The organism is Leeia oryzae DSM 17879, from assembly GCF_000376945.1.
Taxonomy (GTDB): Bacteria; Pseudomonadota; Gammaproteobacteria; order Burkholderiales; family Leeiaceae; genus Leeia; species Leeia oryzae.
The window spans coordinates 119511-144675 of the sequence record NZ_AQXU01000021.1 but is presented as its reverse complement, the minus strand read 5'-3'; the positions used below and the strand labels follow the sequence as shown (position 1 = coordinate 144675).

The 25165-nt window shown below is 58.2% G+C and carries 25 protein-coding genes; 16 read left to right on the top strand and 9 right to left on the bottom strand.

Annotated elements, in window-relative coordinates; translation table 11 throughout:
• Positions 1 to 133: 133 nt before the first annotated feature.
• From F552_RS0108205 to F552_RS0108180, 6 genes are all read left to right on the top strand, one after another.
• Positions 134 to 1228, top strand: a complete 1095-nt coding sequence (locus F552_RS0108205; protein WP_018151254.1) for an extracellular solute-binding protein — start codon at positions 134 to 136, stop codon at positions 1226 to 1228.
• A 118-nt stretch (positions 1229 to 1346) separates the two neighbouring features.
• On the top strand, positions 1347 to 2327 hold the full coding sequence (gene speB, locus F552_RS0108200; RefSeq protein ID WP_018151253.1) for an agmatinase: 981 nt from the start codon (positions 1347 to 1349) through the stop codon (positions 2325 to 2327).
• A 153-nt stretch (positions 2328 to 2480) separates the two neighbouring features.
• Positions 2481 to 3539 carry a sensor domain-containing diguanylate cyclase gene (locus tag F552_RS18805; protein WP_018151252.1) on the top strand — a complete coding sequence of 353 codons (1059 nt, stop codon included), beginning with the start codon at positions 2481 to 2483 and terminating at the stop codon, positions 3537 to 3539.
• 95 nt (positions 3540 to 3634) lie between these two features.
• The gene (locus F552_RS0108190) at positions 3635 to 4036 is read left to right on the top strand and encodes a hypothetical protein (RefSeq protein ID WP_026182519.1); all 402 of its coding nucleotides are present in this window, start codon (positions 3635 to 3637) and stop codon (positions 4034 to 4036) included.
• Positions 4037 to 4141: 105 nt separating this feature from the next.
• Complete coding sequence (locus F552_RS0108185) at positions 4142 to 4648, top strand: DUF411 domain-containing protein (RefSeq protein WP_051078283.1); 507 nt, start codon at positions 4142 to 4144, stop codon at positions 4646 to 4648.
• A gap of 77 nt (positions 4649 to 4725) precedes the next feature.
• Positions 4726 to 5736, top strand: a complete 1011-nt coding sequence (locus F552_RS0108180) for a YncE family protein (RefSeq protein WP_026182517.1) — start codon at positions 4726 to 4728, stop codon at positions 5734 to 5736.
• 6 nt (positions 5737 to 5742) lie between these two features.
• Here the strand turns inward: F552_RS0108180 and F552_RS0108175 are convergent, their stop codons facing one another.
• On the bottom strand, positions 5743 to 6678 hold the full coding sequence (locus F552_RS0108175) for a LysR family transcriptional regulator (protein ID WP_018151248.1): 936 nt from the start codon (positions 6676 to 6678) through the stop codon (positions 5743 to 5745).
• A 123-nt stretch (positions 6679 to 6801) separates the two neighbouring features.
• Between F552_RS0108175 and F552_RS0108170 the strand changes: the two genes are divergently transcribed.
• From F552_RS0108170 to F552_RS0108160, 3 genes are all read left to right on the top strand, one after another.
• Positions 6802 to 7719, top strand: a complete 918-nt coding sequence (locus F552_RS0108170) for a pyridoxal-phosphate dependent enzyme (RefSeq protein ID WP_018151247.1) — start codon at positions 6802 to 6804, stop codon at positions 7717 to 7719.
• A gap of 57 nt (positions 7720 to 7776) precedes the next feature.
• Entirely contained in the window at positions 7777 to 8667 is an 891-nt protein-coding gene (locus F552_RS0108165) for a DMT family transporter (protein WP_018151246.1), read from the top strand.
• Positions 8668 to 8729: 62 nt separating this feature from the next.
• Positions 8730 to 9326, top strand: a complete 597-nt coding sequence (locus F552_RS0108160) for a GNAT family N-acetyltransferase (RefSeq protein WP_018151245.1) — start codon at positions 8730 to 8732, stop codon at positions 9324 to 9326.
• On the opposite strand, the gene F552_RS0108155 is transcribed toward F552_RS0108160, so the two are convergent.
• Positions 9310 to 9693, bottom strand: a complete 384-nt coding sequence (locus F552_RS0108155) for an OsmC family protein (protein ID WP_018151244.1) — start codon at positions 9691 to 9693, stop codon at positions 9310 to 9312. The two genes, F552_RS0108160 and F552_RS0108155, sit on opposite strands and share 17 nt — an antisense overlap.
• 135 nt (positions 9694 to 9828) lie before the next feature.
• Here F552_RS0108155 and F552_RS18800 point away from each other — a divergent pair, with 135 nt between their 5' ends.
• From F552_RS18800 to F552_RS0108140, 3 genes are all read left to right on the top strand, one after another.
• Complete coding sequence (locus tag F552_RS18800) at positions 9829 to 10368, top strand: GNAT family N-acetyltransferase (protein WP_018151243.1); 540 nt, start codon at positions 9829 to 9831, stop codon at positions 10366 to 10368.
• Positions 10369 to 10379: 11 nt separating this feature from the next.
• Positions 10380 to 10775 (top strand): GFA family protein, encoded by a 396-nt coding sequence (locus tag F552_RS0108145; protein WP_018151242.1) that lies wholly within the window; start codon positions 10380 to 10382, stop codon positions 10773 to 10775.
• A gap of 174 nt (positions 10776 to 10949) precedes the next feature.
• On the top strand, positions 10950 to 11405 hold the full coding sequence (locus tag F552_RS0108140) for a ferritin-like domain-containing protein (RefSeq protein ID WP_018151241.1): 456 nt from the start codon (positions 10950 to 10952) through the stop codon (positions 11403 to 11405).
• A gap of 100 nt (positions 11406 to 11505) precedes the next feature.
• Here the strand turns inward: F552_RS0108140 and F552_RS18795 are convergent, their stop codons facing one another.
• Positions 11506 to 13014, bottom strand: a complete 1509-nt coding sequence (locus F552_RS18795; protein WP_018151240.1) for a sensor domain-containing diguanylate cyclase — start codon at positions 13012 to 13014, stop codon at positions 11506 to 11508.
• 278 nt (positions 13015 to 13292) lie between these two features.
• Here F552_RS18795 and F552_RS0108130 point away from each other — a divergent pair, with 278 nt between their 5' ends.
• Positions 13293 to 14486 (top strand): benzoate/H(+) symporter BenE family transporter, encoded by a 1194-nt coding sequence (locus F552_RS0108130; protein ID WP_018151238.1) that lies wholly within the window; start codon positions 13293 to 13295, stop codon positions 14484 to 14486.
• A gap of 25 nt (positions 14487 to 14511) precedes the next feature.
• Here F552_RS0108130 and F552_RS0108125 read toward each other — a convergent pair whose 3' ends face one another.
• Both F552_RS0108125 and F552_RS0108120 read right to left on the bottom strand, forming a co-directional pair.
• Positions 14512 to 15732, bottom strand: coding sequence for a winged helix-turn-helix domain-containing protein (locus F552_RS0108125; protein ID WP_018151237.1), 1221 nt, complete (start codon positions 15730 to 15732; stop codon positions 14512 to 14514).
• A 147-nt stretch (positions 15733 to 15879) separates the two neighbouring features.
• Positions 15880 to 17313 carry an aminotransferase-like domain-containing protein gene (locus F552_RS0108120; RefSeq protein ID WP_018151236.1) on the bottom strand — a complete coding sequence of 478 codons (1434 nt, stop codon included), beginning with the start codon at positions 17311 to 17313 and terminating at the stop codon, positions 15880 to 15882.
• A 150-nt stretch (positions 17314 to 17463) separates the two neighbouring features.
• On the opposite strand from F552_RS0108120, the gene F552_RS0108115 reads away from it, so the two are divergent.
• Positions 17464 to 18078, top strand: coding sequence for a VC0807 family protein (locus F552_RS0108115; RefSeq protein WP_018151235.1), 615 nt, complete (start codon positions 17464 to 17466; stop codon positions 18076 to 18078).
• On the opposite strand, the gene F552_RS18790 is transcribed toward F552_RS0108115, so the two are convergent.
• From F552_RS18790 to F552_RS0108095, 4 genes are all read right to left on the bottom strand, one after another.
• Positions 18052 to 18891: a class II glutamine amidotransferase gene (locus tag F552_RS18790; protein WP_051078280.1), complete on the bottom strand. Its 840-nt coding sequence runs from the start codon at positions 18889 to 18891 to the stop codon at positions 18052 to 18054. The two genes, F552_RS0108115 and F552_RS18790, sit on opposite strands and share 27 nt — an antisense overlap.
• Positions 18892 to 18911: 20 nt before the next feature.
• Positions 18912 to 21194 carry a type I DNA topoisomerase gene (gene topA / locus F552_RS0108105; protein ID WP_026182515.1) on the bottom strand — a complete coding sequence of 761 codons (2283 nt, stop codon included), beginning with the start codon at positions 21192 to 21194 and terminating at the stop codon, positions 18912 to 18914.
• A gap of 191 nt (positions 21195 to 21385) precedes the next feature.
• Positions 21386 to 22465: a DNA-processing protein DprA gene (dprA, locus tag F552_RS0108100; RefSeq protein ID WP_018151232.1), complete on the bottom strand. Its 1080-nt coding sequence runs from the start codon at positions 22463 to 22465 to the stop codon at positions 21386 to 21388.
• Complete coding sequence (locus tag F552_RS0108095; protein WP_018151231.1) at positions 22462 to 23508, bottom strand: LysM peptidoglycan-binding domain-containing protein; 1047 nt, start codon at positions 23506 to 23508, stop codon at positions 22462 to 22464. Before F552_RS0108095 ends, dprA begins: the two co-directional genes overlap by 4 nt.
• A gap of 182 nt (positions 23509 to 23690) precedes the next feature.
• On the opposite strand from F552_RS0108095, the gene def reads away from it, so the two are divergent.
• Together def and fmt are read left to right on the top strand one after the other, a co-directional pair.
• A complete protein-coding gene (gene def, locus F552_RS0108090) occupies positions 23691 to 24194 on the top strand; it encodes a peptide deformylase (RefSeq protein WP_018151230.1) in 504 nt (167 codons plus the stop codon).
• A 20-nt stretch (positions 24195 to 24214) separates the two neighbouring features.
• Positions 24215 to 25144: a methionyl-tRNA formyltransferase gene (gene fmt, locus F552_RS0108085; protein ID WP_018151229.1), complete on the top strand. Its 930-nt coding sequence runs from the start codon at positions 24215 to 24217 to the stop codon at positions 25142 to 25144.
• Positions 25145 to 25165: the final 21 nt, after the last annotated feature.

Sequence of the window (25165 nt, the reverse complement as noted above, 5' to 3'; positions counted from 1 at the left end):
CGATTTGAATGGTTTGAATCGTCTGGTCACAGAAGCAGTTATTGTCAGATGGAAGCGTTTATTAGTATGCCTTCTATCTACCGGCGGGAACTGACTGCTTTTCTGTGTCGATGCGTGTTCATGGAGAGAGAAAATGTTGCTACGTCGTTGTGTGGTAGGGGCTGGCGCCCTGGTGCTGTCGCTGTCGGTGCTGGCCAAGGAAGAGCCGGTACTGAACCTGTTTGCCTGGTCGGATTATTTTGCCCCGGAGACCTTGTCGCGTTTTACCAAGGAAACCGGCATCAAGGTGGTGTACGACAAGTTCGACAGCAACGAGGTGTTGCAGGCCAAGCTGCTGACCGGTCATAGCGGTTACGACATGGTGTTTCCCGCATCCGAATTCATCAGCAAGCAGATTGTGGCCGGGCTGTACCAGCCGCTGGACCGCAAAAAGCTGCCCAACTACCGTAACCTGGACGGTAACCTGATGGCCAAAGCGGCCGACGTAGACCCGGGCAACAAATTTGGCGTGCCTTATGTATGGGGTACGGTCGGGGTGGCGATTCGCCCGGAGGCGGTGAAGAAAGCACTGGGGGGCGAACCGATGCCGGCCAATCCTTTGTCGCTGCTGTTTGACGTCAAATACACCAGCAAGCTGAAAAAATGCGGCATCAGTTATCTGGATGCCGCGACCGATGTCGCCAACGTGGCGCTGGCGTATCAGCAGGTCAGTGGGGGCAAGTTTGACAAAGCGGCACTGGAATCCGCCATGAAAGCGATCCAGCCGGCACGCGCCAGCGTGCGGGTATTCAACTCGACCCCGATTGATATTCTGGCCGGGGGGGATGTCTGCGTGGCCATGGCGTACTCGGGCGACGCCTTTACCGCCCGCAAGCGCGCCAAGGAAGCCGGCAGCAAGGATACGGTGACTTATCTGCTGCCCCCGCAGCATACCCCTGCCTGGATGGACATGATGGCCATCCCGAAAGATGCGACCCATCCGGAGAATGCCCATGCGTTCATCAACTATATGCTGCGTCCGGACGTGGCGGCAGAGATTACCAATAACCTGTACTTCGTGAACCCCAATGGTGCGGCTACCGCACTGGTCAGCCCGGAGATCAAGTCAGACCCGAAAATCTACTTGCCGCAAGAGTCGATCAAACAGCTGGCGCTGTCTGCCGCCGCACCCAAAGAGTACCAGCTGCGTCGCCAGGCTCTGTTTTATCAGTTCAAGAGCGGCAAATAAGCCGGATAACGGCCTAAACCGGTTTCGGGCAGGCCCTGTGCCTGCCGCAGCTTTTTCTCATCGGCTGCCAAAACATGGATGTGACACGGGTAACCCCCGCATTAATTGAGAGAGCATCATGAGCGCAACAGAACTGACCATGAACGAACCCCTGTATGGTGATGGCGCCATCCGTCGCCAGAGCCTGTACGGCAATTCCATCGAAAACACCTACGCCGGCGTGCTGAGCTTCATGCGTCGCAAATATACCCGTGACCTGACCGGCGCCGACGTGGTGATCAGTGGCGTGCCGCTGGATCTGGCCACTACTTTCCGCCCGGGCGCGCGCCTGGGGCCGGCCGCCATCCGTGCGGCCAGCGTACAGTTGTCCGAGCTCAAGCCATACCCATGGGGGTTCGACGTGTTTGAGCACCTGGCCGTGATCGACTACGGCGATTGCTGGTTTGATGCCCACAACCCGCTGACCATCAAGAACGCGATTGTGGAACACGCCCGCACCATCTTGCAAAGCGATGCCAAGATGCTGACTTTTGGCGGTGATCACTACATCACCTATCCGCTACTGAAAGCACATGCCGAAAAATACGGTGCGCCGCTCAGCCTGATCCACTTTGATGCCCATTGCGATACCTGGGCAGATGATGCACCGGACAGCCTGAACCACGGCTCCATGTTCTACAAGGCCATCAAGGACGGCCTGATCGACCCGAAACGCTCGGTACAGATCGGCATCCGTACCTGGAATGATGACTTCATGGGCGTGAATGTGCTGGATGCGCAATGGGTGCACGATAACGGCCCCAAAGCCGTGCTGGACAAGGTTTACCAGATTGTCGGCAATCACCCGACCTACCTGACGTTTGACATCGACTGTCTGGACCCGGCGTTTGCCCCTGGCACCGGTACCCCCGTATCGGGTGGCCTGAGTTCGGCGCAGGCGTTGCAGATCATTCGCGGCATGGAGCCCGTCAACCTGATCGGCATGGATGTGGTGGAAGTCGCTCCGGCCTACGACCAGAGCGAAATCACCGCCATTTCTGCGGCCCATATCGCCCAGGACCTGTTGTGCGTACTGCGTAACCAGAAACTGAAAAAGTAAGCCAAAGTCTCCCTCGTTAGTTGCATTTTGTCAGCAGCTCCCGGTGCTGTTCGCGCAGCACCGGGTTTTTTTATGGCCGGTGGGAAGATGGAGGTTGATTGTCGGGGACTAACTGTCTAAAGTGAGACCCTATTCACCGACAAGCGAGATTTGATGCTACCTGCCCCGATACCCGTCAACGAACCCGAGCGCATTGCCTCTTTGCGCCGGATGCTGATGCTGTCCACGCCCGATGAAGAAGCCTTCGACCGGGTGACGCGCACGGCACAGCGGATGTTCAATGTACCGGTGGTGCTGATCTCTCTGATTGACGAAAACCGGCAATGGTTCAAGTCCTGTATCGGTCTGCCGGTGCGGGAAACCGGACGTGACGTGTCGTTTTGTGGCCATGCCATCCTGAAAAACGAACTGTTCGTGATCGAAAATGCGCTGCAAGACGAGCGTTTTGCGGACAACCCGCTGGTGCTGGGGCCGCCGCATGTGATTTTCTATGCCGGTCGGCCGCTGCGGAATCCGGAAGGTTTTCTGATCGGGACCTTGTGCCTGATCGACCATGCGCCACGCACGTTTACGCCGGATGATCGCAAAGCGCTGGAAGACCTCGGGCACTGGATCGAACTGATTTTTCTGGGACGAGAACTGAGCGAATCGCAGCGTGCGATGCTCGATGAGCTGGATGAAAGCCGGCGTAACCAGATGCTGGACCCGATGCTGAACATCTGGCGTTATGATGCCGTTACCGACATGCTCAAGCGCGAGGTGTCGCGTTCTTACCGGATCAAAAAGCCGCTTGCCCTGCTGCTGATCGAGATTGATGGCATGGACAAGATCGTGGCAGAACACGGTAGCGGCGCAAGGGATGCCGCGCATCTGGATCTGGTACGCAACCTTAAATCCGTGATGCGTGCCTTTGATACCATCGGCCGCTATCGGGAATCCCAGTTTCTGGTGATCCTGCCCGAAGCGGATGAAGCCCATCTGACACCGCTCATCGAGCGGCTGACCTGGGCCGTGACGGCACTGCCTTGCCTGGTAGCAGATGCGTTGATCGACATTACCGTCAGTATCGGCCTGTGTTATTCCGACTTCCTCGTTGAAACGCCGAACGCGCTGGAACTGCTGCGCCGGGCTGAGCTGGCCTTGCATGCCGGCCGGAGAGACGGCAAGACCGGGCAGATTACCCGTTACCTGCCGGAGCATGGCGACGTTTGATCCTGACCGATGAAAAAGCTTGTTCTGCATCAACGGTTTCAGAAAAAGGGTGTTAGCCTGCCCTGCTTTACCCCGGTTTATGCTATAAAAGCGGGGTGAAAACCACCGTGTACCGATTCCTGCTGCTGTGTCTGCTGGCCCTTGTGTTGCCGTTACAAGGCATAGCGGCTATTTCGGCTGCAACCGGGTCATCCCCCGTTCCTTCACCGATGGTGCAGACCATGCCGGTCGCAGCGCCCTGTCATGACATGCCGATGCCGCAGATGAAACCGGCCAACAGCGATACGCATTGTGCCGCACCGCATGCCAAGGCAGATATCGATTGTTCTCAGCATGCACCTTGCTGTCTCCCCGTGGCCCTGCTGGCGGCAAGCCTGACCATGCCCGCCTTGGTGCATGCAACTGTCCATAGCGGTTATCTGCCACGCACGCTACCCGTTATCTCGCCGGATACCCCGGAACACCCGCCCAAACGCTTCACACCGTTTCTCGCCTGAGTTTTCGTGGCGCTGTCGGTCTTGCTGTTATCACCTGCCGGGTGACGAACGCCGATGGACCAGACAGAGGCCAATATCCTCATCTGCTGTGTGAAAGCAAACATCATGAACGCATTAAAACAATCTGTAGCGGTGCCTGCCGCTGTGTTGAATCCATCCCGCCGTACCTGGCTGTTGGCCGCGCTGGCGTGCTCGCTGCCGGTGGCCTGGGCCATGCCATCCCCTCTGACCGTGGACGTCTGGAAATCCCCCGCTTGCGGCTGTTGCAAGGACTGGGTTGCCACCCTGACCCGGGCCGGGTTCCGCGTGCAACTGCATGAAACCGGTAACGCTGACAAGCGCCGCCAGTTAGGTATACCGGATTCGCTCGGGTCTTGCCATACCGCACAGGTTGGCGGTTATGCCCTGGAAGGACATGTGCCGGTGACCGAGATTCAGCGCCTGCTCCGTGAGAAACCGGCGGCCATCGGGCTGGCGGTGCCCGGCATGCCAGTCGGTTCTCCGGGCATGGATGGGCCTGCCTATGGCGGGCGTCACATGCCGTTTGATGTGTTGCTGGTACAGGGTGGCGGCAAAGTGCAGGTTTACCGGTCGTACGGCGTAAAACCCTGAGCCAAGGCCCTGGCCACCCACACCCCTGGCTGGCAGTGAAGCGCTGCTGGCCGGTTTGCATGCATACGGAGAACGACATGTTGAAGATAATGAAATCCATCGGCCTGATGCTCGGCATCGCTGGCAGTTCGCTGCTGGCCGCCCCATCCGGCACCGCCTATACCGCCAACGAGCGTGATGCCACCATTAGTCAGGTGGCACTGGCGACCGGGCAAGTAAAGCAGATATCGCTGACGATTGCCCCCCATAACGTGCAGATATCACCAGACGGGCAATGGCTGCTGGCCGTTGGCATGCCGCCTGCCACAGGCATGCACGCCGGGATGGCCGGTATGGGCCAGCTGCAGGTGTTCCAGACCGGGCAGATGGGGGCACCGGCCTTTGTGCTGCCGGCCGGTAACCATCCGGCCCATGTGGTCACGGACCTGTCCGGCCAACGCGCCTTTGTCACCGATTCTGCTGCCAATGCGGTACTGGTCTATGACCTGGCCTCCCGCAAACAGACAGGGCGCATTCCAACGGGTGCTTACCCGCATGGTCTGCGCCTGAGTCCGGCGGGGGACCAGCTGTTTGTGGCGAACATGCAAGACAACAGTGTGTCCGTCATCTCGGTGGCGAGCCTCACGGAGGTTGCCCGCATTCCGGTTGGCAGGGCGCCGGTACAGGTCGGGTTTTCGCCGGATGGCAAGCGGGTGTATGTCTCGCTGAGTGGTGAAGATGCGCTGGGGGTGATCGACACCCGGACACGCAAGCTGGTGGCACGCATTCCGGTCGGCCATGTTCCGGTACAAATGCAGGCATCGCCCGATAACCGGCAGGTATTTGTCGCGAACCAGGGCAACAAGGCCAGACCGAATGACACCGTGTCGGTGATCGACCCGGCCACGCAGCAGGTAAAAGTGACGGTGACAACCGGTAAAGGTGCGCATGGGGTTGCGCTGGCAGATCAGGGCGCCTATGTGCTGGTGACGAATATGGATGCCGGCACGTTGTCAGTCATTGATGCGACTAGCCTGCAGGTGGTGGCCACCTATCCGGTTGGCGCGGGCCCTAACGGCATTACCTGGCAAGCCGGCCAGACACCGTAACCGGCCTCAGATCACCGGTTTGCCACCAATATGTTTTAACAAGACATCGACCATCAGTTTGACGCGCGGCGTCCGGTAGCGGTCTGCGCTGTAAATCAGCCAGACCGTTCCCTGATAGCGCCCCAGCAGCCGCCAGTCTGGCAAAACCTGGACCAGGCGTTTGTCGGCCAGCATCCGGGTGACGGTAAAGTCGGGCAGGCAGGCGATGCCCAGGCCGCGCAACGCGGCATCGCGGCGGATTTCGCTATGGTTAGACGCGTAGCGGCCGCGAATCTGAACCGAGACCCGGCCGGCGACATGGCCGGTGAGCGACTGAAAACTCCAGACGTCATCGTCCGGAGCTTCGCCCAGATGCAGGCAGCTGTGGCGAAGGAGTTGTTCCGGATGCGTCGGGGTGCCATGGCGGGCCAGATACTCAGGCGAGGCACACAACAAGGTGCGCAGCTCCATCAGCGGACGAGCCACCACGCCCACGGGCGGGTCGCCCAGGCGAATGGCGATGTCCACCCCGCCAGAAATCAGGTCGACAGGCTGATCGCTAACCAGCAACTCCAGATCCAGACCGAGATACTCGGCCAGCAAGGCCGGCAGGTGCGGGTGGACCAGTTGCAGCGACATGGCTTTGGGGGCAGACAGCCGTACCCGGCCTTCGATGGTGGTGGCGTGCCGCTTGGCACTATCGGCAGCGGCACGGGCGGCGCTCAGCATTTGCTTGGCGTGCCGGCAGATATCCTGCCCGCTGTCTGTGAGGCGCAGCTGCCGGGTGCTGCGCTCAAACAGGCGTACCTCCAGCAGGCGTTCCAGCCTGCCGATCTGCCGGCTCACCGCCGACGGGCTCAGCCCGTTCTGGCGCGCAGCTTCGCTGAACGAGCCGGCCTCGACCACGCTGACCAGCAAGGCCAGTTCGGACAGATGATGACTGATGTCTTGTGGGGTGCGCATGCGGTCCTATTTGTGCGTATAGTGCATAGATGTTTTGTCAATACATGAGATTATCACTTTTCTGTCACTAATATATAGTGACAAACACCGTGATGATTTCTGCAACGACTGACCAGAGCGCCCATGCCACTTCATATTGCCACCCCGTTGATCCAGTCCGCCATCCTGAGTGCCCGTAACGGGCGTGACATCTGGCTCAAGATGGAAGCATTGCAACCGCCCGGTTCGTTCAAGATCCGTGGAGTGGGGGCGGCCTGCGAGGCCTACGCTGCCCGTGGTGCCCAAAAACTGCTGACCTCGTCTGGAGGCAATGCCGGACTGGCCGTGGCGTATGCCGGCCAGCAACTGGGGTTGCCGGTGACCGTGGTGGTACCGGAGACCACGACCGAGCGGGCGATCCGTCTATTGCGCGACTATGACGCAACGGTGATGGTGCATGGTCCCGGCTGGCACGAAGCCAACCAGAAAGCGCTTTCACTGATAGACGAGCAGACGGCATTCATCCATCCGTTTGACGACCCGCTGCTCTGGCAGGGACACGCCAGCATGATCGACGAAGTAGCACAGCAAGGGCTGCGCCCGGATGCGGTGGTAGTTGCCGTGGGCGGTGGCGGGCTGTTGAGCGGCGTGGCTGAGGGCATGCAGCGTCAGGGATGGGATAGCGTCCCGCTGATTGCGGTCGAAACCGTCGGTGCGGCGTCTTTCCATGCGGCAGTCGAGGCGGGCGAGCGGGTGACGCTACCTGCGATTAGCTCGGTCGCAACGTCACTGGGGGCACGGCAGGTTTGCCAGCAAGCCTTTCAATGGGCACAAACCCGTCCGGTCATCAGCCGGGTGGTATCTGACAAAGCCGCCTTGCAGGCATGCGAGCAGTTTCTGTCTGACCAGCGGGTGCTGGTTGAACCCGCGTGCGGGGCCGCCTTGGCGCTGGCGTATGAGCAATCTGCCGTGCTGGACTCGTATCGGAAAGTCCTGTTCATTGTCTGTGGCGGGGCCACGGCGGGTATCGACCAGATTCGCCAGTGGCTGGATAAAGCCTGACCCGTTTCACCTCTCGCCTGCCTGTTGATACCGTTGCGATCGCAAGGAGACTCACCCATGTTGCCACGTCTGAGCAAGGCGGATGCCTTGCTACTGTTGAGTGCCATGATCTGGGGTACCAGTTATGGCGTTGCCAAGTCTGCGCTGGCCTATTATCCGGTGGCCGGCCTGATTGCGCTCCGTTTTGGCTTGACCGTTTTGCTGCTCTTGCCCCGCTGGCTTCGGCTGGGCAGGCATCAACAGCTACTGACCCTGCGCGCCGGCGTGCCGACAGGTCTTGTCTTGTTGCTGATTTTTCTGAGCGAGACCGCCGGTGTGTCGCTGACCAGTGCCGGAAACGCCGCCTTTCTGATCAGCCTGTGCCTGTTACTGACGCCACCGGTCGAATGGCTCTGGCTGGGCAAACGTCCCGCAGGCCGTTTCTGGATCGGGGCCTCCCTGTCGTTACTGGGGACGTGGCTGCTCACCCGCGCGGCTACCGGTGCGCTGAACCGGGGAGACATGCTGATGCTGGTGGCCGCCTTGCTGCGCGCCTGCCAGGGATGCCTGATCCGACGCCAAACCGAAGGCAAACACATGGACATGCTGGGACTGACGACCGTACAGGCGATGGTCGTGGCTGTCGGGGCGCTGGGCTTGGCCATGACGGGTACAGGGTTACCCGCTTTGCCAGCCGCGCCCGCGTTTTGGGGCGCCATCGTCTATCTGGTCATGGGGTGTACCATCCTGGCGTTCTTTGCCATGAACCACGCCCTGGCCACTAGCAGTCCCAGTCATGTGGCGGTGCTGCTGGGTAGCGAGCCGTTGTGGGGCGCACTGTTTGCGACCATCGCCTTGGGGGAGCATCTGGGGATCAGCGGCTGGCTGGGCGGGGCAATAATTGCCGGAACGGCGCTGTGGCTGGCCTTGGTACCTGTCCGGTCATCTGCCATGCTGGCGCCGGCCTGAATATTTTATTGGCATAACCAGCGGCTGGCCGTTATGCTGTGGTTTTGACCGGATACTCCATCATGACGCAACAGGAAGACATGCTGTGCGGTACGCGCATCCGACTCCGCCCGCTGCAGATGACCGATGCGGCCGATCTGGTACGTGCCGCCAGCGATGGGGCGTTATGGCAACTGAACGTCACCGAGGTACCGTCTGCCGACACGGTAGCGGCCTATATCGGAAAAGCCCTGCAAGGCCGGGATAGCGGTAGCGTCATGCCGTTTGCCATTGTCTTGCAAACCAGTGGCCAGGTCATCGGTACCACCCGCTTCTGGCAGATCAGTCCGCACCATCGCAGGCTGGAAATCGGCGGAACCTGGCTAGCCGCCAGCTGGCAACGGACATTTGCCAATACCGAAACTAAATACCTGATGCTGCAACATGCCTTTGAGCGCATGCAGTGTGTGCGGGTACAGCTCACCACCGATGTCCTGAACGAGGCTTCCCGGCGGGCCATCCTGCGGCTGGGTGCCACGCAGGAAGGCATACTGCGTAACGAACGCATCATGCCCGACGGCCGCAAGCGCGATTCGGTGGTTTACAGCATTCTGGATGACGAATGGCCTGCCATCAAACAGCAATTGGCCACCCGTCTGGGTCTTAATTTGCTTCCGTAACGATCTGTATCGTGCCGGACAGCGTTTTGTGAACCGGACACTTGTTGGCAATTTCCGTCAGGCGCGCTTTTTCATCGTCCGACAAATTGCCGACATAACGGATCTGCCGGGTAAACATGTGGGTACCGCCAAGCTGGGTCTGACTGATCTGGACTTCAATATCCTGCAAGTCCCAGCCCTTGCGCCGGGCATACATGGTTACCGTCAGTGCCGTGCAACTGCCCAGCGCAGCGGCCAGCAGGTCATGCGGTTCCGGCCCGGCATCTTCACCGCCTGCGGCTTCCGGTACGTCCGAAATCAGGGTGTGTTTCCCCACCATAATCTGTTGTTGCAACTTGCCATGACCGTGTTTTACCAAGACTTCCATGCTGACTCCTGAGTAATAAGGGGCTCTGCCATGCGCCGACCGGCAGATCATGCATTCTGGATATTGCATTTATACATGATTGGGGTAAGGTGTAAACAGCTAATTGTGCTGTCACGCCAGAGAGGTTTCTGCCCCATGTCTGTCCGCCAGGCCAGTCGCCAGGATATTCCCGCCATTGCGCAGTTGCACGCCCGCAGCTGGCGTCATGCCTACCGTGGCGCCTTGAGCGAGGCGTATCTGGCAGGCGACCTCGAACAGCATCGGCAGCAGGTCTGGCAAGCCCGCCTGCAAGTAGCAGACCCGACCAGCCTGTGTCTGCTGGCAGAGGCGAATGGCCAGTTACAAGGGTTTTCTTACGTACAGGCAGACCGGCATCCGCACTGGGGGTCGTTACTGGATAACCTGCATGTTGATCCAGACCTGCATCGCACCGGCATTGGCAAACAATTGTTATTGCACACCGCCCGCTGGTGTATGGATAACGCCACGCATCCGGGGCTGCATTTATGGGTGTTGCAGTCCAATGCGCAGGCGCTGGCGTTTTACCAAGCCCTTGGTGCTCAGGCCGTTAGCGACGATGTCTGGTCACCACCCGGTGGTGGTGCCATCCCCCGATTTTGTTACGCATGGGCAGATGTAAACCATTTGGCTGACATGCCTGCCCGACATCCCTGAAAGGAATCCTCATGAAAGGAAGTTGCCTGTGTGGCGCCGTGGTGTATGAAATCGACAGCATAGACCGGCCGATAGGCCATTGCCACTGTCAGACCTGCCGCAAGGCACACTCGGCCGCGTTTGCCACGACGGCAGGTGTCTTGCGTGAGCATTTCCGCTGGCTACAGGGGCAAGATCGCCTCTCGTCCTACGAATCATCCCCGGGCAAAAAGCGGCATTTCTGTTCGGTGTGCGGCTCCCAGCTGGTGGCCGAACGCGAAGCCCAGCCTTTCATGATCGTCCGCGTAGCAACTCTGGATGAAGACCCCGGCATGCTGCCCGTGCAGCATATCTGGACATCCCATGACGTCCCCTGGCTGGCGTATGACGATCTGCCTGCCTATCCGGAATGGCAGCCGGGCCGGTAAACGGGTCTTGGTTTTCTGGCTGGGGTGCGAACAGCTCCCTGGCTGCCATGGAACCAGACGTCTTGGTAATGGCTTACATAGCAGATGCCATCGATACACAAAAGAATGGACAAGCAGGTACCGCAGTGAGGGCAAGCAGGCAATCTTGATATCCAGGCATAAGGAGTTCCGCACATGAATGAGAAAAAGCAGCAGTCCGCCATCAAGGCGCTCAACCGGATCATGGAAACAGAACTGGCAGGCGTGGTGCGCTATACCCATTATTCGCTGATGGTATTCGGTTATACCCGCATCCCCATCGTGTCATGGCTAAAAGGCAATGCGCAGGAAAGCCTGGACCATGCCCACAAGGCTGGGGAATTGGTGACCTTGCTGGGCGGTCATCCCTCGTTAAAAATCGGTTCGCTGCTGGAAACCGAAAAGCATGATATTGGCGATATCTTGCGGGAGAGCCTGGCGCATGAGAAAAATGCGCTCAAAGGCTATTATGACCTGCTAAAAATTGCCGAAGGCGAGTCGGTGCTGCTGGAAGAGTACGCGCGTGAAATGATCGTACAAGAAGAACTGCACCTGGACGAAGTCAATAAAATGCTGCGCAAGCCCGGCGATGTTGCGCCGTTTGCGGGGTAAACCGCTTGAGCCGGTAGCGTGATGGGCTGGTGTGCCAGACCATCACGCGCCAGCAACTACTACTGTTGCTGCCGATGGCAAAACCAGCCTGGCCGCAGGCTTACTCCATCGGCATCAGGTTCTTTTGCGGCTGGCTGGCGGCGGGTTTCAGCGCATCAGCGGCGGATGCAATCTCGACCCGGTTGCGCCCCTTGTTTTTGGCCGTATACAGTGCCTGATCCGCTCTGGCAATGACATGGTCGGCAGGCTCAGCCGGTGACCAGCTGGTGGCCCCGATACTGGCCGAGATCGGCAACGATTTGCCGCCGGCTTCAAACACCGTATCGGAAAGCAAGCTCCGGAAGCGCTCTCCCACATGGGACAGCGTGTCTTCCCGTTGCAGGAACATCAAAAATTCTTCGCCACCCCAGCGCACCAGCAATTCGTTCTGCTGCAAGGCCGATTTTAGTCGCGCGGCAATGTTGACCAGCAGCTCGTCGCCGGTCAGGTGACCAAATGCATCGTTGATGTGTTTGAAGTGATCAATATCCAGCAGCAGCACCTGGGTATGAATGTCCTTGCGATGCAGCTTGCTGACCCAGGCCGGAATCATTTCCAGAAAGGCATGCCGGTTCAGGCAGCCGGTGAGCGGGTCTGTTGCTGCCTGCTGCTTGAGGGCTTTCTGGTTTTGCTGAATGGCCACCACCATGGCAAGGAGTACCAGCAACAAGATGGGCAGGTAGATCACGGACTGCACGATCAGGTCTTTGGTGACTTTGGCCAGCGGTGCCGATTCATCCTGCTCCACCAGCAAATACCAGCCCAGGTCCGGAATGTAGCGGGTATTCAGCAGCAGGTGCTGCTTGCCATTCTGGTATTCAAAATGCTTGGGCTGTTTGCTGTCGGAAGACAGAATGTGCGGTACCAGCGGCGACATCCCTGGAATATCGTTCAGCGATGACCAAGGCATTTGATGATTCCGGCTGCCCAGAATGATCTTGCCGTGCTTGTCGGCAAAATAAATAGTGCGGCTGAATCTGGCTTCGTACTGCTGGATGAACGCGGCAATCGTATCCAGTTTCAGGCCAACGCCGGTAATGCCCAGAAATTCACCCTTCTCGTTCTTCAGGCGGTAGTTGATAAAGACAGTCAGGGCGCCTTTGTTGGCTTCGTCCGTATCCACGTCGATTCTGAAATCCGAGCGCATCTGGCGCGCCTGGAAATACCAGATATCGTGCTTGTCGTTTTCGTTTACCTGCTTGAGGATGCCTTCGCCAAAGTAATATTTCCGGCTTTTGTCCGAGACCAGAAAGCTGCTGACAGTGTTGTATTTGCTTTTGACCTCGTGCAGATAGCGCGCGATCTGCCGGGGATCTTTTTCGCCGTTGATCATCCAGTCTTTCACAAAGGTGTCATGTGCCATCAGCGACGAGATAAACACCGGCCGCAGAATATCCTTGTTGATCTCGGAGTAAATGGTATCGCCGGTCAGTGGCAAGCCTTGCTCGATGATGTTATTGCGAATGATGTCCCGGGTATTGACATACACCACGTAGGTTCGCAAACCAAAGCCAAACAGCATCAGCATGCTGACAATCAGGGCAAGGCGATAACGCTGTAAAAATGACACGGAACTTCCTGAATGGCATAAAGGACATCAGGCTAGCTTGCTTGCCCGTGCCAGGTCAACCCTGTTGGTTAAAAATCATGCAAATACATGTAGTTATGGTGGATTTTCACCATCTGTACCACCCCGCATGCCGGATCTGTTCCTGTCTCTCGCCGCTGAGCCCTTTTAATATGCAAACGGGCTGACAGGTATTGGTATCCATGAGGTATTTGCCCTGGCGTTGGCGAACGTACACACCAGACCTGTCCCCATCCGCCATCCAACAGGGAAGGGTATCCATGTTAAAAGACATTTCCGTTTCTGCCGTCGTCGCCGGCCTGATTGCCGTGATGATTTCTTATGCAGGTCCTGCCTTGATCGTGTTTCAGGCGGGGAATGCCGCCGGACTCAGCACCGGCCAGATGGCTTCCTGGGTATGGGCCATTTCACTGGGCAGCGGCCTGTCCGGTCTCTGGCTCAGCTACCGTTTCAAGGCACCGGTCATTACCGCTTGGTCTACCCCAGGGGCTGCTCTACTGCTGACTACGCTGGGAACGGTCAGTTATCCACAGGCCATTGGTGCATTCATGTTTGCCGGTCTGCTCATTTTGCTGCTCGGCTGGTCTGGCGGGTTCGACAGGCTGATGCACTGGATTCCCAAGGAGATTGCCGCCGCCATGCTGGCCGGCATCCTGTTCCGGTTTGTTGCCGAAGTGTTCCTGGGGCTCAAAGGCGCGCCCATGCTGGTGCTGCCCATGTTCCTGATCTTTCTGGTACTGCGTAAAGCACTGCCGCGCTACGCCATTCCGCTGACCCTGCTGTCAGGCATCCTGATTGCCGCTGCCATGGGGCTGCTGCATGCCGACTTGCTGCGAGACGTGCTGCAGCCAAGCCTGGTACGGCCCGTCTGGACCACACCGGAGGGGTCGCTGCAAGCCATGATCAGTCTTGGGCTGCCACTGGCGCTGGTGACCATGAGTGGCCAGTTTGTACCCGGCATTGCCGTCATGCGCCAGGCGGCGTTTGATACCCCGGCAAAACCGATGGTGATTGCAACGTCGCTGGCCAGCGTCTGCCTGGCCCCCTTTGGTGCGCATGGCATCAATCTGGCTGCCATTACCGCTGCCATCTGCACCGGGCGCGATGCGCACGAGCACGCCGACAAGCGTTACATTGCCGGTCTGGTAGCCGGTCTGGCGTATGTGCTGATCGGGTTGTGCGGCGGTACGCTGGTGCTCTTGTTTGCCGCCTTGCCAAAGGCACTGGTGGCGACCATTGCCGGTCTGGCATTGCTGGGCGCCCTCATGACCGGGTTGGCCACTGCCATGGGCCATGAGCAGCGCCGCGAAAGTGCACTGATCACCTTTGTCGTTACCGCATCCGGCATGACGTTCCTCGGCTTTGGTGCGCCGTTCTGGGGTCTGGTCGCCGGTATGTTGGCCAAAGGATGTCTGGAAGCCACCGGGCTGCGGTTGGCCCTGAAGCAGGGGTAACTGGTCAGCGGTCAGCCAGCGGACGCTACGCCGACAAGCGGGTACGCAGACCATCGATGAAGCCGCTGTGCTGTTTGCCGCTGAACTGCACTTGGGGCGTGCCGTGCCAGTCGGCAAACTGCTGCAGGGCATCCGCGACATCGTTGGTCAGCGCTTGGCTGATCCGTACGCCTTCTTGCAGGTAGAGCGTCTTAATCTCCATAATGCCCTGCTGGCGGTGCGCCTTGGCATCCAGCCGGCCAACCAGTTCTCCCCGGCGCAAGATCGGTAACACAAAATAACCGAACTGGCGTTTAGGGGCGGGCGTGTAGCACTCCAGCCGGTAATCAAAACCAAACAAAGACAAGGCGCGCTTACGATCCCAGACGACCGGGTCGAACGGGGACAGCAAACGGGTGACGGTGGATTTCAGCTTGCCTGGCGCAGCTTGTTCCAGCAAGCCGGCATGGTCCGGATGAATGTACATTGGCTGGTCAAAACCGGCCACACGGGCCGTGAGCAGCAGCCCTTGTCTGGCAAGGGTTTCCGGGTGAATGGCCGCATCCAGTTTGCCCATGCGGTAGTAATCTGCCACCCAGCTGGCCTGGGCAATGCCAAGCGCTTTGACGGCGTTCAGGACCATCTGTCGGTGGCAATCCTGGGTAGGCAGCAGATCGCGCTGATCATCCCAAGCGGGCAGCACGCGGGTTTGCAAGTCATAAATCCGCTGAAAGTTGTGGCGCTTGGCGACCATCAGTTCCCCGGCCGCAAACATGACTTCCAGCGCGCGCTTTTCCGGTTTCCAGTCCCACCAGCCGCCAGACTGGCCATCCTTGCGCTCAAAGTCTGCAGAGCGCACTGCGCCGTGCTGCCGGATATGCAAGCGCACGCGCTCCACCACATCGCCATGCATCTGCATCCATTTGTGCGAATACTTCCAGCCCAGTTGATGCGGGTCGATCATCCGGTGGCGCATCAGCACATAGTCTTCAATCGGCAGGAAACAGGCTTCATGCGCCCAGTATTCAAACAGCTGTCCTTCGGCCAGACATTGGTCCAGCCAAGCGGCATCGTAATGCCCCAGACGGCTCCATAACACCAGATACGGGCTGCGTGCCACCACACTGATGGTATCAATCTGTAGCAAGGCCATCTGGCGAATCGCAGCCAGGACATCGGCCTTGCGCGCTTTGCGACGGAGCGGGGTTTGCAGGCCTTGCGCTGCAAGATGCAAGGCGCGGGCGGCAGCCAAAGACAGTGTGGTCATCGGTCGGCATTCTGTGTGGCATGATGATCTGAAAATATTAACACAATATAGAACGATAGTTCTATTTGTATTGGCTGTGCGCACGGATTTTTGCACAGACCACAGCGGGCAGTGACCAGTCAGATCAGGTGGCCTGATCCCGACGGTTCATGAACCGCCAGCGTACTGCAACTGGTGAGTAATCTCTCCCAGTTGTGCCAATGCCGCTTTCATCTCGGGCCCGAATACCTGGCCGCAACTCAGGCGGAGGCAATGCCTGAAGCGGTCGCTGGAGGAAAACACATCTCCGGGTGTCACCAGAATGCCGATGCGTCTGGCGGCATGGTAGACATCCATGGCCGAGATCAGTCCCGGCAATTCGATCCAGAAGGTATAACCGCCCACCGGCTGGCTGATGCGCGTGCCGGCCGGAAAGACACGGGTCATGTAGTCGATCAGCGGGGTGCACTGGCTGGCCAGACGTGCCCGGGTAATGTCCAGGTGACGCGCAAACTCGCCATTGGCCAGAAACCGGGCCAGGACTACCTGAGGCAGACTGCTGACCGCAATGCTGTTCTCGATTTGCAACTGCTGCACCCGTGCCTGGTATTGCCCAGGCAGGCACCAGCCAACCCGGTAACCGGGAGCCGTGGTTTTGGAGAATGACGAGCAGTACAGCGTCTGGTCCGCCTCGTCGAAATAGCGCAGCGGCTTTGGCCGTGCTGGCCCATAATGCAAATCGCCATAGACGTCATCTTCGATGACCGGTGTCAGGTGCTGGCTGGCAATGCGGAGCAGGCGTACCTTGTCTGCATCGGACATGCTACTGCCGAACGGATTGTTATGGTTGGGGGTGACCACTATCGCAGCGATCTGGTGGGTCGCCAGCGCCATTTCCAGTGCACCCAGATCCATGCCGCGCATCGGGTCCGCGGGGATTTCCAGCGCCTTCAGCCCCATGTTTTCCAGTATCTGCAGCAAGCCGAAATAGGCGGGTGATTCCGTTGCTACCACCCCACCGGGCGGTACCACCGCTTTCAGGCACAGCTGCAGGGCATCGGTTGCCCCGGCGGTAATCAGCACTTCATCGGCGTGGATGTTGCCGCCCCATTCAAATGCCTGCATGGCAATGGCTTGCCGTAATGGGGAATAGCCGGGACTGGGGATATACTGGCCAAGCATGCCTTCTGCCGACTTCATGACTGCCCGAATGGTTTTTTCCAGACCGGCCACCGGCTGCCAGGCCGGGTGCAGCAAGGCGGTGCCGAATGAATAAGTGGTGTTCACGTCCGCCGTAGACAGCAGATCTTGTGCCAGGGAACGGAGTTTGACGGTTTGGGGTGCGGCAACTGTCTGGCGGGTTTTGGTCGGCAAGCGCGGCGTGCTCAGGCGAGTCACAAAAAAACCGCGTTTGGGCTCGCTACGCAGTACCCCCAGCTTTTCCAGATGCTCATAGGTTTGCATGGCCGTCCCCAGGCTGACCTGATATTGCCGGGCAATGTCCCGCAACGAAGGGGCTTTGCTGCCAGGTGTCAGGTGACCTAACTGGATTTGCTGGCTCAGATGGGCAGAAATCTCCAGATAACGATGGGTTTTACTCATGATTCATGGGCCAGCAGAAAGGGGGATCGCTTAAAATGTCATCGGTTCGCAGTATTGTACGTTAAACCCTCTAGGCCCTGTTCTCACTTGAGAAAATAGTGTGAACAGACCCTGGTGCAAATGACAAATTCATGAACTGGAAGTGCCTACATGTCCAAAAAAGTCTGGCTGCTGGAAATCGGCCTCAATATCCTGCTGCCCTGGCTGATCTATAAGCAACTGTTTGATCATGGCATGGCGGAAACGCCCGCCTTGCTCTGGTCGGCCGTGCCGCCAATTGTCTGGTCCGTGGTTGAACTGCTCTGGCACCGCCGGCTGGATGCAGTCGCCACCATCTCGCTACTGGGGCTGGTGTTGTCTGCGCTGATGCTGGGCATGGGCGGCAGTCCGCGCTGGGTCTTGGCGCGCGAGTCGCTCGTGACGGGTGTCCTAGGGTTGGCGGCGCTGTTATCCCTGGCCCTGAAAAAACCGGCCATGTTCTATCTGGCTCGTGCCACCCTTGCCCGGGAAGGCGCAGAGGCCGCCGCACGTTTTGATCAGCGCCTGAATGATCCGCAAACCCGGCAGGCCATGAACATCATGACTGTTGTGTGGGGTGGCGGCATGGTGGCAGAGTGCGTCCTGCGCGTAGTGCTGGCCTTTACCTGGCCTATCGAGCGATTCCTGCTGGTATCGCCCTTCATGTTTTACGGTGTCATGGGGTTGCTGGCCGGCTGGACTGTCTGGTACCGGCGCAGGTTACGCGTGCGGTTCGCTGGTCGTTGATTCAGTGATTGCAGCAGTTTTGCGGGTGTGCAGGCAGCGCTGCTCCCATACGGGTTCGCCTTCAATGAACATGATCAATTGATCCGGTTCAAATTTCGTCCACACTTCATTGTCGGTCAGCGGCTGGGTCGCAATCACGGCCACCCGGTCGGTCGGCGTGGTCACGGTGCTGAAATCAAACGTCACATCCTCGTCCAGCAAATGCGCGGTCGTGAATGGTGCTTTGCGGACAATATAGCTCAGGTTGGTGCTGCAATGGGCAAACATGTATTGCCCGTTGGAGAGGATGAAGTTGAATACGCCATAGCCTGCCAGGGCAGAAGTCAGGACTTTCAGTTCTGCAAACAGGATGTCCGGCGAGGGCATGGTGTCATGATGGCTGCGCAGGTTTTCCAGTAAAAAGCAAAATGCCTGCTCGCTATCGGTGGTGCCCACTGGCTGATAGTAATGCCCTTTGCCGATGCCGCGCGGCAGCCGCTTCAGGTCACCGTTATGGGCAAACAGCCAGTATTGCCCCCACAGTTCTCGCTGGAACGGGTGGCAATTGGCCAGCGAGACAACCCCTTGGGTTGCCTTGCGGATATGCGCAATCACATTCAGGGACTTGATCGGGTAATGATCTACCAGCTTGGCAATGGGCGACTCGCTGGCGGCTTTGTAGTCCAGAAACAGGCGGCAACCGGCTTCTTCAAAAAAGCCGATACCAAACCCGTCGCTATGCTGATCGGTGACCCCGGCACGCTGCCGGAACCCACGGAAAGAAAATGCGATATCCGTGGGTACATTGCAGTTCATGCCGAGTAACTGACACATGATCGTTTGCCTTTGTCCGCTTAGGCCTTTGGCTCTGGCGGAATCACCACTTCACTGAAGCCGCATTCTTTCTGCGGACACACTTTTTCCGTCCCGCGACGCTTGGTGGTCTTCAGGGTCAGGATCGGCCATTTGCACTGCGGACAAGCCTCGGCAATCGGCGGATTCCAGGTCGCATACTTGCAGCTAGGGTAGGTATTGCAACTGTAGAACAGCTTGCCATAACGGCTCTTGCGCTCGATCAGTGTGCCCTTGTTGCATTCCGGACAGGTGACCCCGGTATCCTTCGGTTTTTCCAGCGGCTCGATATGCTTGCAGGTCGGGTAGTTCTTGCACCCCAGAAACTTGCCATACTGGCCGGATTTGAGCACCAGCGGGCCACCACATTTCGGGCACTCGCGTCCTTCTACTTCGACCGGTTCTTCCGGTGCTTCGTTCGGGTCGGCATTCATGTTGCGGGTGTAATCGCACTCCGGGTAGCCGGAGCATCCGACAAACCGGCCGCGCTTGCCAAAGCGGATGGTCAGTTGCTTGCCACATTTCGGGCAGTTCTCGTCCAGCGCTTCGTGCGTTACTTCGGCACGGGTCAGGTTTTTCTTTTCTTCAACCTGCTTGTGGAAACCCTTCCAGAACTCTTCCATCACCGGTACCCATTCGCGGGAACCATTGGAGATTTCATCCAGCTTGTCTTCCAGCTTGGCGGTAAAGTTGTAGTCCACGTACTGGGTAAAGTGTTCGGTCAGGAACTTGTTGACCACTTCGCCGGTATCGGTTGGCGTCAGGCGTTTCTTGTCGACCAGCACATACTCACGGTCTTTGAGCGTGGTAATGATGCTAGGGTAGGTCGACGGCCGGCCAATCCCGAATTCTTCCAGCGCCTTGATCAGGCTGGCTTCCGTAAAGCGGGGCGGTGGCTGGGTAAAATGCTGGTCGCCGTACAGTTTGTCGACAGGCAGCTGGTCGCCTTCTTCCAACAGCGGCAGCTTGGCGTTGTCTTCGTCTTCAACGTCGTCTTCGTCTTCCAGATACACCGCCATAAAGCCGGCAAATGCCAGAATCTGGCCGGACGCCCGGAACAGGTTGCCAGCGCCGACTTCGATGTCCACGCTGGTAACGTCAAATTTGGCAGGTGACATCTGGCTGGCGACGGTACGCTTCCAGATCATTTCATACAGTTTGAACTGGTCGGCAGACAAGAAACCTTTGACCGATTCCGGAGAACGGAAAATCGAGGTCGGGCGGATGGCCTCGTGGGCCTCTTGGGCATTCTTGGCTTTACTCTTGTACTGCACCGGCGACTTGGGCAGGCTGTCCGGCTCGAAATTCTTGCCAATGTAGTGGCGAATTTCTTCAACCGCTTCGGCTGAGAGCGTGACCGAGTCGGTACGCATATAGGTGATCAGACCGATCGGACCCTGTCCGATGTCGATACCTTCATACAGCTGCTGGGCTGCGCGCGTGGTACGGTCAGCCGTCAGGCCCAGTTTGCGGCCGGCTTCCTGCAGCATGGTTGACGTGGTAAACGGTGCGGCTGCCGAGCGGGTCTTGCGCTTTTTCTCGACGCTGGTCACCACCGCCGGCTTGCCTTCCAGCTTGCTCAGGACATCCTGGTTGATGGCTTCGCTGTTGATGTCAAACTGGTCGAGCTTTTTGCCTTCCAGCTGGAACAGCTTGGCGCCAAACTTGGTACGGCCTTTGTGGCTGTCCAGATGCACAGACCAGTATTCCTGGCTCTGGAAAGCCCGAATCTCGTTTTCGCGTTCGCAGATCAGGCGCAAGGCCGGGCTCTGCACGCGGCCGGCGGACAGGCCTTGCCGGATTTTTCGCCACAAGAGCGGCGACAGATTGAAACCCACCAGATAATCCAGCGCAGAACGGGCCTGCTGGGCATTGACCAGATCGTAAGCAATGTCACGCGGGTGTGCGACAGCATCCTTGATGGCCGTCTGGGTAATTTCGTGGAACACCACCCGCTTGATCTGCTTGTTCACCGTCAGGCGTTTGCTTTTCAGGATCTCGAGAATATGCCAGGAAATGGCCTCACCTTCGCGGTCCGGGTCAGTTGCCAGATAGATGTTGTCAGCCTGTTTGACCGCCTGGGCAATCGCATCGACATGCTTGCTGTTCTTGGCAATGATCTGATACTTCATTGCAAAGTCATTGTTGACATCAACAGAGCCGTCTTTACGCACCAAGCCGCGTACGTGACCATAAGAGGCCAGCACCTCAAACTCGCTACCCAGATATTTCTTGATGGTCTTCGCCTTGGCGGGCGACTCCACAATCAGCAGATTGGCTGCCATGTATGCCTTGCTCTCATAAAGTGCTTCTTGCACCAAATCACGTCTGTTACATATATAAGATAGGCAAAATGTGCGCTAAATCCTGTTTGCGTCGCGACGGATGGATGCAGAATCGGGTTCTTTCCTTTTTTCAGTGTAACGGCAATTTTGTATAAACGACAATCCTCTTTTTGAGCCGGATACAAAAATCGCTATTTTCTGCGTCGGTAACGGCCTCCCGGTAGACTTTCGACCCAGCCGGATAGTTCCAGTTGCAGCAATTCGCCGATCAGTGCCGTCATTGTCACGCCGCTGCGGAGAGACAGGGTGTCGAGATCAACCGGATCAAAATCCAGCCCGGCTGGTAACGCCGGTGCTACATCGACCTGACGGGACGAGGCGGAGGATTGATCCAGATTGGCATGTTCTAGGTTTGGCAGCTCGGACAGAATGTCCGCCACATCATCGACCAGCTTGGCGCCAGATTTGATCAGCTGGTGACAGCCTTTGCTTTGCGGCGCATGAATGGACCCGGGGATGGCAAACACATCCCGCCCGGCTTCCAGTGCCTCTTTGGCCGTAATCAGCGACCCACTGCCCAGGGTGGCTTCCACGACCAGGCAGCCTTTGGCCAGTCCGGCAATGATGCGGTTGCGCTGCGGAAAGTGGCCGGGCAGGGGCTCAGACCCCAGCGGGTACTCGGACACAATGGCACCCGAGACGGCAATTTTGTGGGCAAGGTCGCGGTTGCGGGCCGGGTACACCCGGTCAAGCCCCGTGCCGACCACCGCAATGGTGCTGCCCGGGCCGGACAGGGCGCCTTCATGCGCGGTGGTGTCTATGCCGGCGGCCAGCCCGCTGATAACGGTAATGCCGGCGTCAGACAGCGCTTTGCTGAACGCCCGCGCATTGTCCATGCCGGAGGTGGTGGCATGACGGCTGCCGACTACGCCAATGGCAGTACGGCTAAGCAAGTGCCGCTTACCTTTGACGAACAGTAACGGAGGCGGAGCGGGACTTTCCAGTAACTGGGGCGGGTAGTCGGTGTCGGCCAGCGTCATCAGGCTGTTTGCCGGATCTTCCAGCCATTGCAGGTGCTGTGCCAGCCATTGTTCGTCGATGCCTTGCTTGATGGCTTTGGCGACCTTGGCGGGGACTGCACGCACGAGCGACAGCTCGCTCTGCGCCAGACTGTCTTCCGGAGAACCAAACTGTCTGAGCAGTGCCAATAAATACGCCGGACCTAAGCCCGGCGTCAGTGTCAAGCGTAACCACGCTTCGTGTTCTGTCATGGAGCAGCCAGAATGTCACCCGGTTTGATTGGTCGGGTAGATTCCATGACCAGCGCGTAAGACAGATGGTCAAAGGTTTTGAAAACCATCAGCTTGCCGGCTTCTTCAGGCAGGGTGTAATGATCTGCTTCGGATGTTTCTTCCTTCACGATCAGGCGGCCAGCGTTCAGAACATTCATCACGTGGCCCACTTCCATGCCTTCTTGCTGGCCTTTGTTGACGACCACCATGTAGTACTGCCCGCCTTCGGCCATGTCGCCGTAGGTGGATACCACTTTGGCAGCAAAATCGGCAGGAACGGCATGCGGCTGGTAATTGCGCAGGGTTGGCAGCGGTGCAGCCAGCAGACGGTCACTCTGGCTGATTTCGCGTTCGGCTTTCACGATCAGCAGCTTGCTGACATCGCCCGCAACATCCAGACGGGCATCACCCAGATACAGGGCCTCGTAGCCGAGTACCTTTTTCTTGTCTTTGTCTTCCGGATCAATCAGCGCGCGGCCCTGGCGGTAGATTTGCCAGTCTGACCCGACTTTTTCGTCTTTCATGCCTAGCGCGTAAATGAAATCATGCTGGCCATAGCTCAGGCGCCCTTCTGCACCGGCTGCCACCCGCGGCGAGCTTTTCAGCTGCTGGTCGGTAATGACAATCGGCTGGCTCAGAAACGGGTCGATGACTGAGGAAGGAATGGTCGGTATGGCATCGGCGTCCAGCCCCTGCACGCGTACCTGCGGACTCAGCTTGACCAGGCCGCCACTCATTTTGGCACCGCGCGAGCGTGACAGGCGCGGCTTGCCGTTGACCATGTCGAGCGTAATCAGGTCGCCCGGGTAAATCCAGTGCGGGTTCTTGATCTCGTCTTTGTTGAGATTCCAGATTTCAGGCCAGCGCCATGGCTGCTTCAGGAACTTGCCTGAAATATCCCACAGCGTATCGCCACGCTTGACCGTGTAGGTATCGGGGTGAGTGCTTTTTAATGCCAGCTCGTCTGCATGCACGCCAGTTAAACCAGCAATCATCAGTAGCGATATAATAGCCTTGCGCATGGCCAACCTCGGTGAAGTCATGATTTGGAATAAACCTATTTTGTATGCTACAGAAGCATCTGTACAATAGGATTTATGAAAATTTATCTAATTATGTCAGATAAATAGCAGAAATACTGCATCCATTTTGTCATCATAGCAAGTAAGCGGACAAAAATGGTGCTTAAATCGGACACTACACTATGGCTTTACTAAATATTTTGCACTATCCGGACGAAAGACTGCATATCGTCGCCAAACCGGTGACGGAAGTCGACGACAGTCTCTTGACCTTGATAGACGACATGCTGGAAACCATGTACGAAGCGCACGGCATTGGCCTGGCTGCCACGCAGGTGAATGTCCACAAGCGGGTGGTGGTCATTGACGTGAGCGAAGACAAGACGGGTCCGCTGGTCATGATCAACCCGAAAATCACCCACCGTGATGGCGAGCGCGAGTACGAAGAAGGCTGCCTGTCCGTCCCGGGTATTTACGACAAGGTCAAACGGGCTGACCGGGTGACGCTGGAAGCACTGGGGCGCGACGGCAAGCCATACACGCTGGACGCCGATGACCTGCTGGCCATTTGCATCCAGCACGAGATCGACCATCTGGATGGCAAGGTGTTTGTCGAGCACCTGTCGCGTCTGAAACAGGACCGCATCCTGAAGAAACTGAAGAAACAGCACCAGAAAAACCTGTAAGCCACCCAACAAGGTCATACATGCGCATTATTTTTGCCGGAACCCCCGTATTTGCCGAAAAAGCCCTGCAAGCCCTGATCAATGCCGGGCACGAGATCATTTTGGTGCTGACCCAGCCAGACCGGCCTGCCGGCCGGGGGATGAAGCTGACGCCAAGCCCGGTCAAGACCTGCGCGCTGGCGCACCAGATTCCGGTCTGGCAGCCGCTGACCTTGCGGGATGAACAGGTGCAGCAGGACTTGCGCGCGCTGAATGCCGACGTGATGGTGGTGGCGGCCTACGGGCTGATTTTGCCGCAAGTGGTGCTGGATATCCCCAAGCATGGCTGCCTGAACATTCATGCTTCGCTGTTGCCCCGCTGGCGTGGCGCAGCGCCGATCCATCGGGCGATCGAAGCGGGGGATCGCGAGACCGGCATTACCATCATGCAGATGGAAGCCGGGCTGGATACTGGTCCGATGCTGAGCGTGTACCGGACCCCGATCGCGTCAACGGATACGACCGCCAGCCTGCACGACAAGCTGGCGGAGCAGGGCGGGCAGGCCATTGTGGAAACCCTGCCGCGCTGGGTGGCGGGGGAGATCACGCCGGTGATTCAGCCGGAAGCGGGCGTGAATTATGCAGCCAAGATTGACAAGGCCGAGGCAAAACTCGACTGGACCTTGCCGGCCGATGTCCTGGCGCGCAAGGTGCGTGCGCTGAACCCGGCGCCGGGTGCGACCACGTTACTAGAAGGCGACGTGCTGAAAATCTGGCTGGCTGATGCACTGGAAGGCCAATGGCCCGGTACGCCTGGGATGGTGGTCATTGATGATCATCAGGTGCTGGTGATCTGTGGACAAGGCGCATTGCGGCTGCAAGAGGTGCAGCGGGCCGGTGCCAAGCGCGCCCCAGCCGCCGCCTTGCTGGCAGGGCAGCAACTGAGCGATGGTTTGCTGCTGGGCAAATAGCCGTACGCATATTGAATTTTA

Excerpts from the sequence above, each read along its gene's own strand:
- F552_RS0108205 (WP_018151254.1), top strand. The coding sequence starts at position 134 with ATGTTGCTACGTCGTTGTGTGGTAGGGGCTGGCGCCCTGGTGCTGTCG.
- speB (WP_018151253.1), top strand. The coding sequence starts at position 1,347 with ATGAGCGCAACAGAACTGACCATGAACGAACCCCTGTATGGTGATGGC.
- F552_RS18805 (WP_018151252.1), top strand. The coding sequence starts at position 2,481 with ATGCTACCTGCCCCGATACCCGTCAACGAACCCGAGCGCATTGCCTCT.
- F552_RS0108185 (WP_051078283.1), top strand. The coding sequence starts at position 4,142 with ATGAACGCATTAAAACAATCTGTAGCGGTGCCTGCCGCTGTGTTGAAT.
- F552_RS0108180 (WP_026182517.1), top strand. The coding sequence starts at position 4,726 with ATGTTGAAGATAATGAAATCCATCGGCCTGATGCTCGGCATCGCTGGC.
- F552_RS0108175 (WP_018151248.1), bottom strand. The coding sequence starts at position 6,678 with ATGCGCACCCCACAAGACATCAGTCATCATCTGTCCGAACTGGCCTTG.
- F552_RS0108170 (WP_018151247.1), top strand. The coding sequence starts at position 6,802 with ATGCCACTTCATATTGCCACCCCGTTGATCCAGTCCGCCATCCTGAGT.
- F552_RS0108165 (WP_018151246.1), top strand. The coding sequence starts at position 7,777 with ATGTTGCCACGTCTGAGCAAGGCGGATGCCTTGCTACTGTTGAGTGCC.
- F552_RS0108160 (WP_018151245.1), top strand. The coding sequence starts at position 8,730 with ATGACGCAACAGGAAGACATGCTGTGCGGTACGCGCATCCGACTCCGC.
- F552_RS0108155 (WP_018151244.1), bottom strand. The coding sequence starts at position 9,693 with ATGGAAGTCTTGGTAAAACACGGTCATGGCAAGTTGCAACAACAGATT.
- F552_RS18800 (WP_018151243.1), top strand. The coding sequence starts at position 9,829 with ATGTCTGTCCGCCAGGCCAGTCGCCAGGATATTCCCGCCATTGCGCAG.
- F552_RS0108145 (WP_018151242.1), top strand. The coding sequence starts at position 10,380 with ATGAAAGGAAGTTGCCTGTGTGGCGCCGTGGTGTATGAAATCGACAGC.
- F552_RS0108140 (WP_018151241.1), top strand. The coding sequence starts at position 10,950 with ATGAATGAGAAAAAGCAGCAGTCCGCCATCAAGGCGCTCAACCGGATC.
- F552_RS0108130 (WP_018151238.1), top strand. The coding sequence starts at position 13,293 with ATGTTAAAAGACATTTCCGTTTCTGCCGTCGTCGCCGGCCTGATTGCC.
- F552_RS0108125 (WP_018151237.1), bottom strand. The coding sequence starts at position 15,732 with ATGACCACACTGTCTTTGGCTGCCGCCCGCGCCTTGCATCTTGCAGCG.
- F552_RS0108120 (WP_018151236.1), bottom strand. The coding sequence starts at position 17,313 with ATGAGTAAAACCCATCGTTATCTGGAGATTTCTGCCCATCTGAGCCAG.
- F552_RS0108115 (WP_018151235.1), top strand. The coding sequence starts at position 17,464 with ATGTCCAAAAAAGTCTGGCTGCTGGAAATCGGCCTCAATATCCTGCTG.
- F552_RS18790 (WP_051078280.1), bottom strand. The coding sequence starts at position 18,891 with ATGTGTCAGTTACTCGGCATGAACTGCAATGTACCCACGGATATCGCA.
- topA (WP_026182515.1), bottom strand. The coding sequence starts at position 21,194 with ATGGCAGCCAATCTGCTGATTGTGGAGTCGCCCGCCAAGGCGAAGACC.
- dprA (WP_018151232.1), bottom strand. The coding sequence starts at position 22,465 with ATGACAGAACACGAAGCGTGGTTACGCTTGACACTGACGCCGGGCTTA.
- F552_RS0108095 (WP_018151231.1), bottom strand. The coding sequence starts at position 23,508 with ATGCGCAAGGCTATTATATCGCTACTGATGATTGCTGGTTTAACTGGC.
- def (WP_018151230.1), top strand. The coding sequence starts at position 23,691 with ATGGCTTTACTAAATATTTTGCACTATCCGGACGAAAGACTGCATATC.
- fmt (WP_018151229.1), top strand. The coding sequence starts at position 24,215 with ATGCGCATTATTTTTGCCGGAACCCCCGTATTTGCCGAAAAAGCCCTG.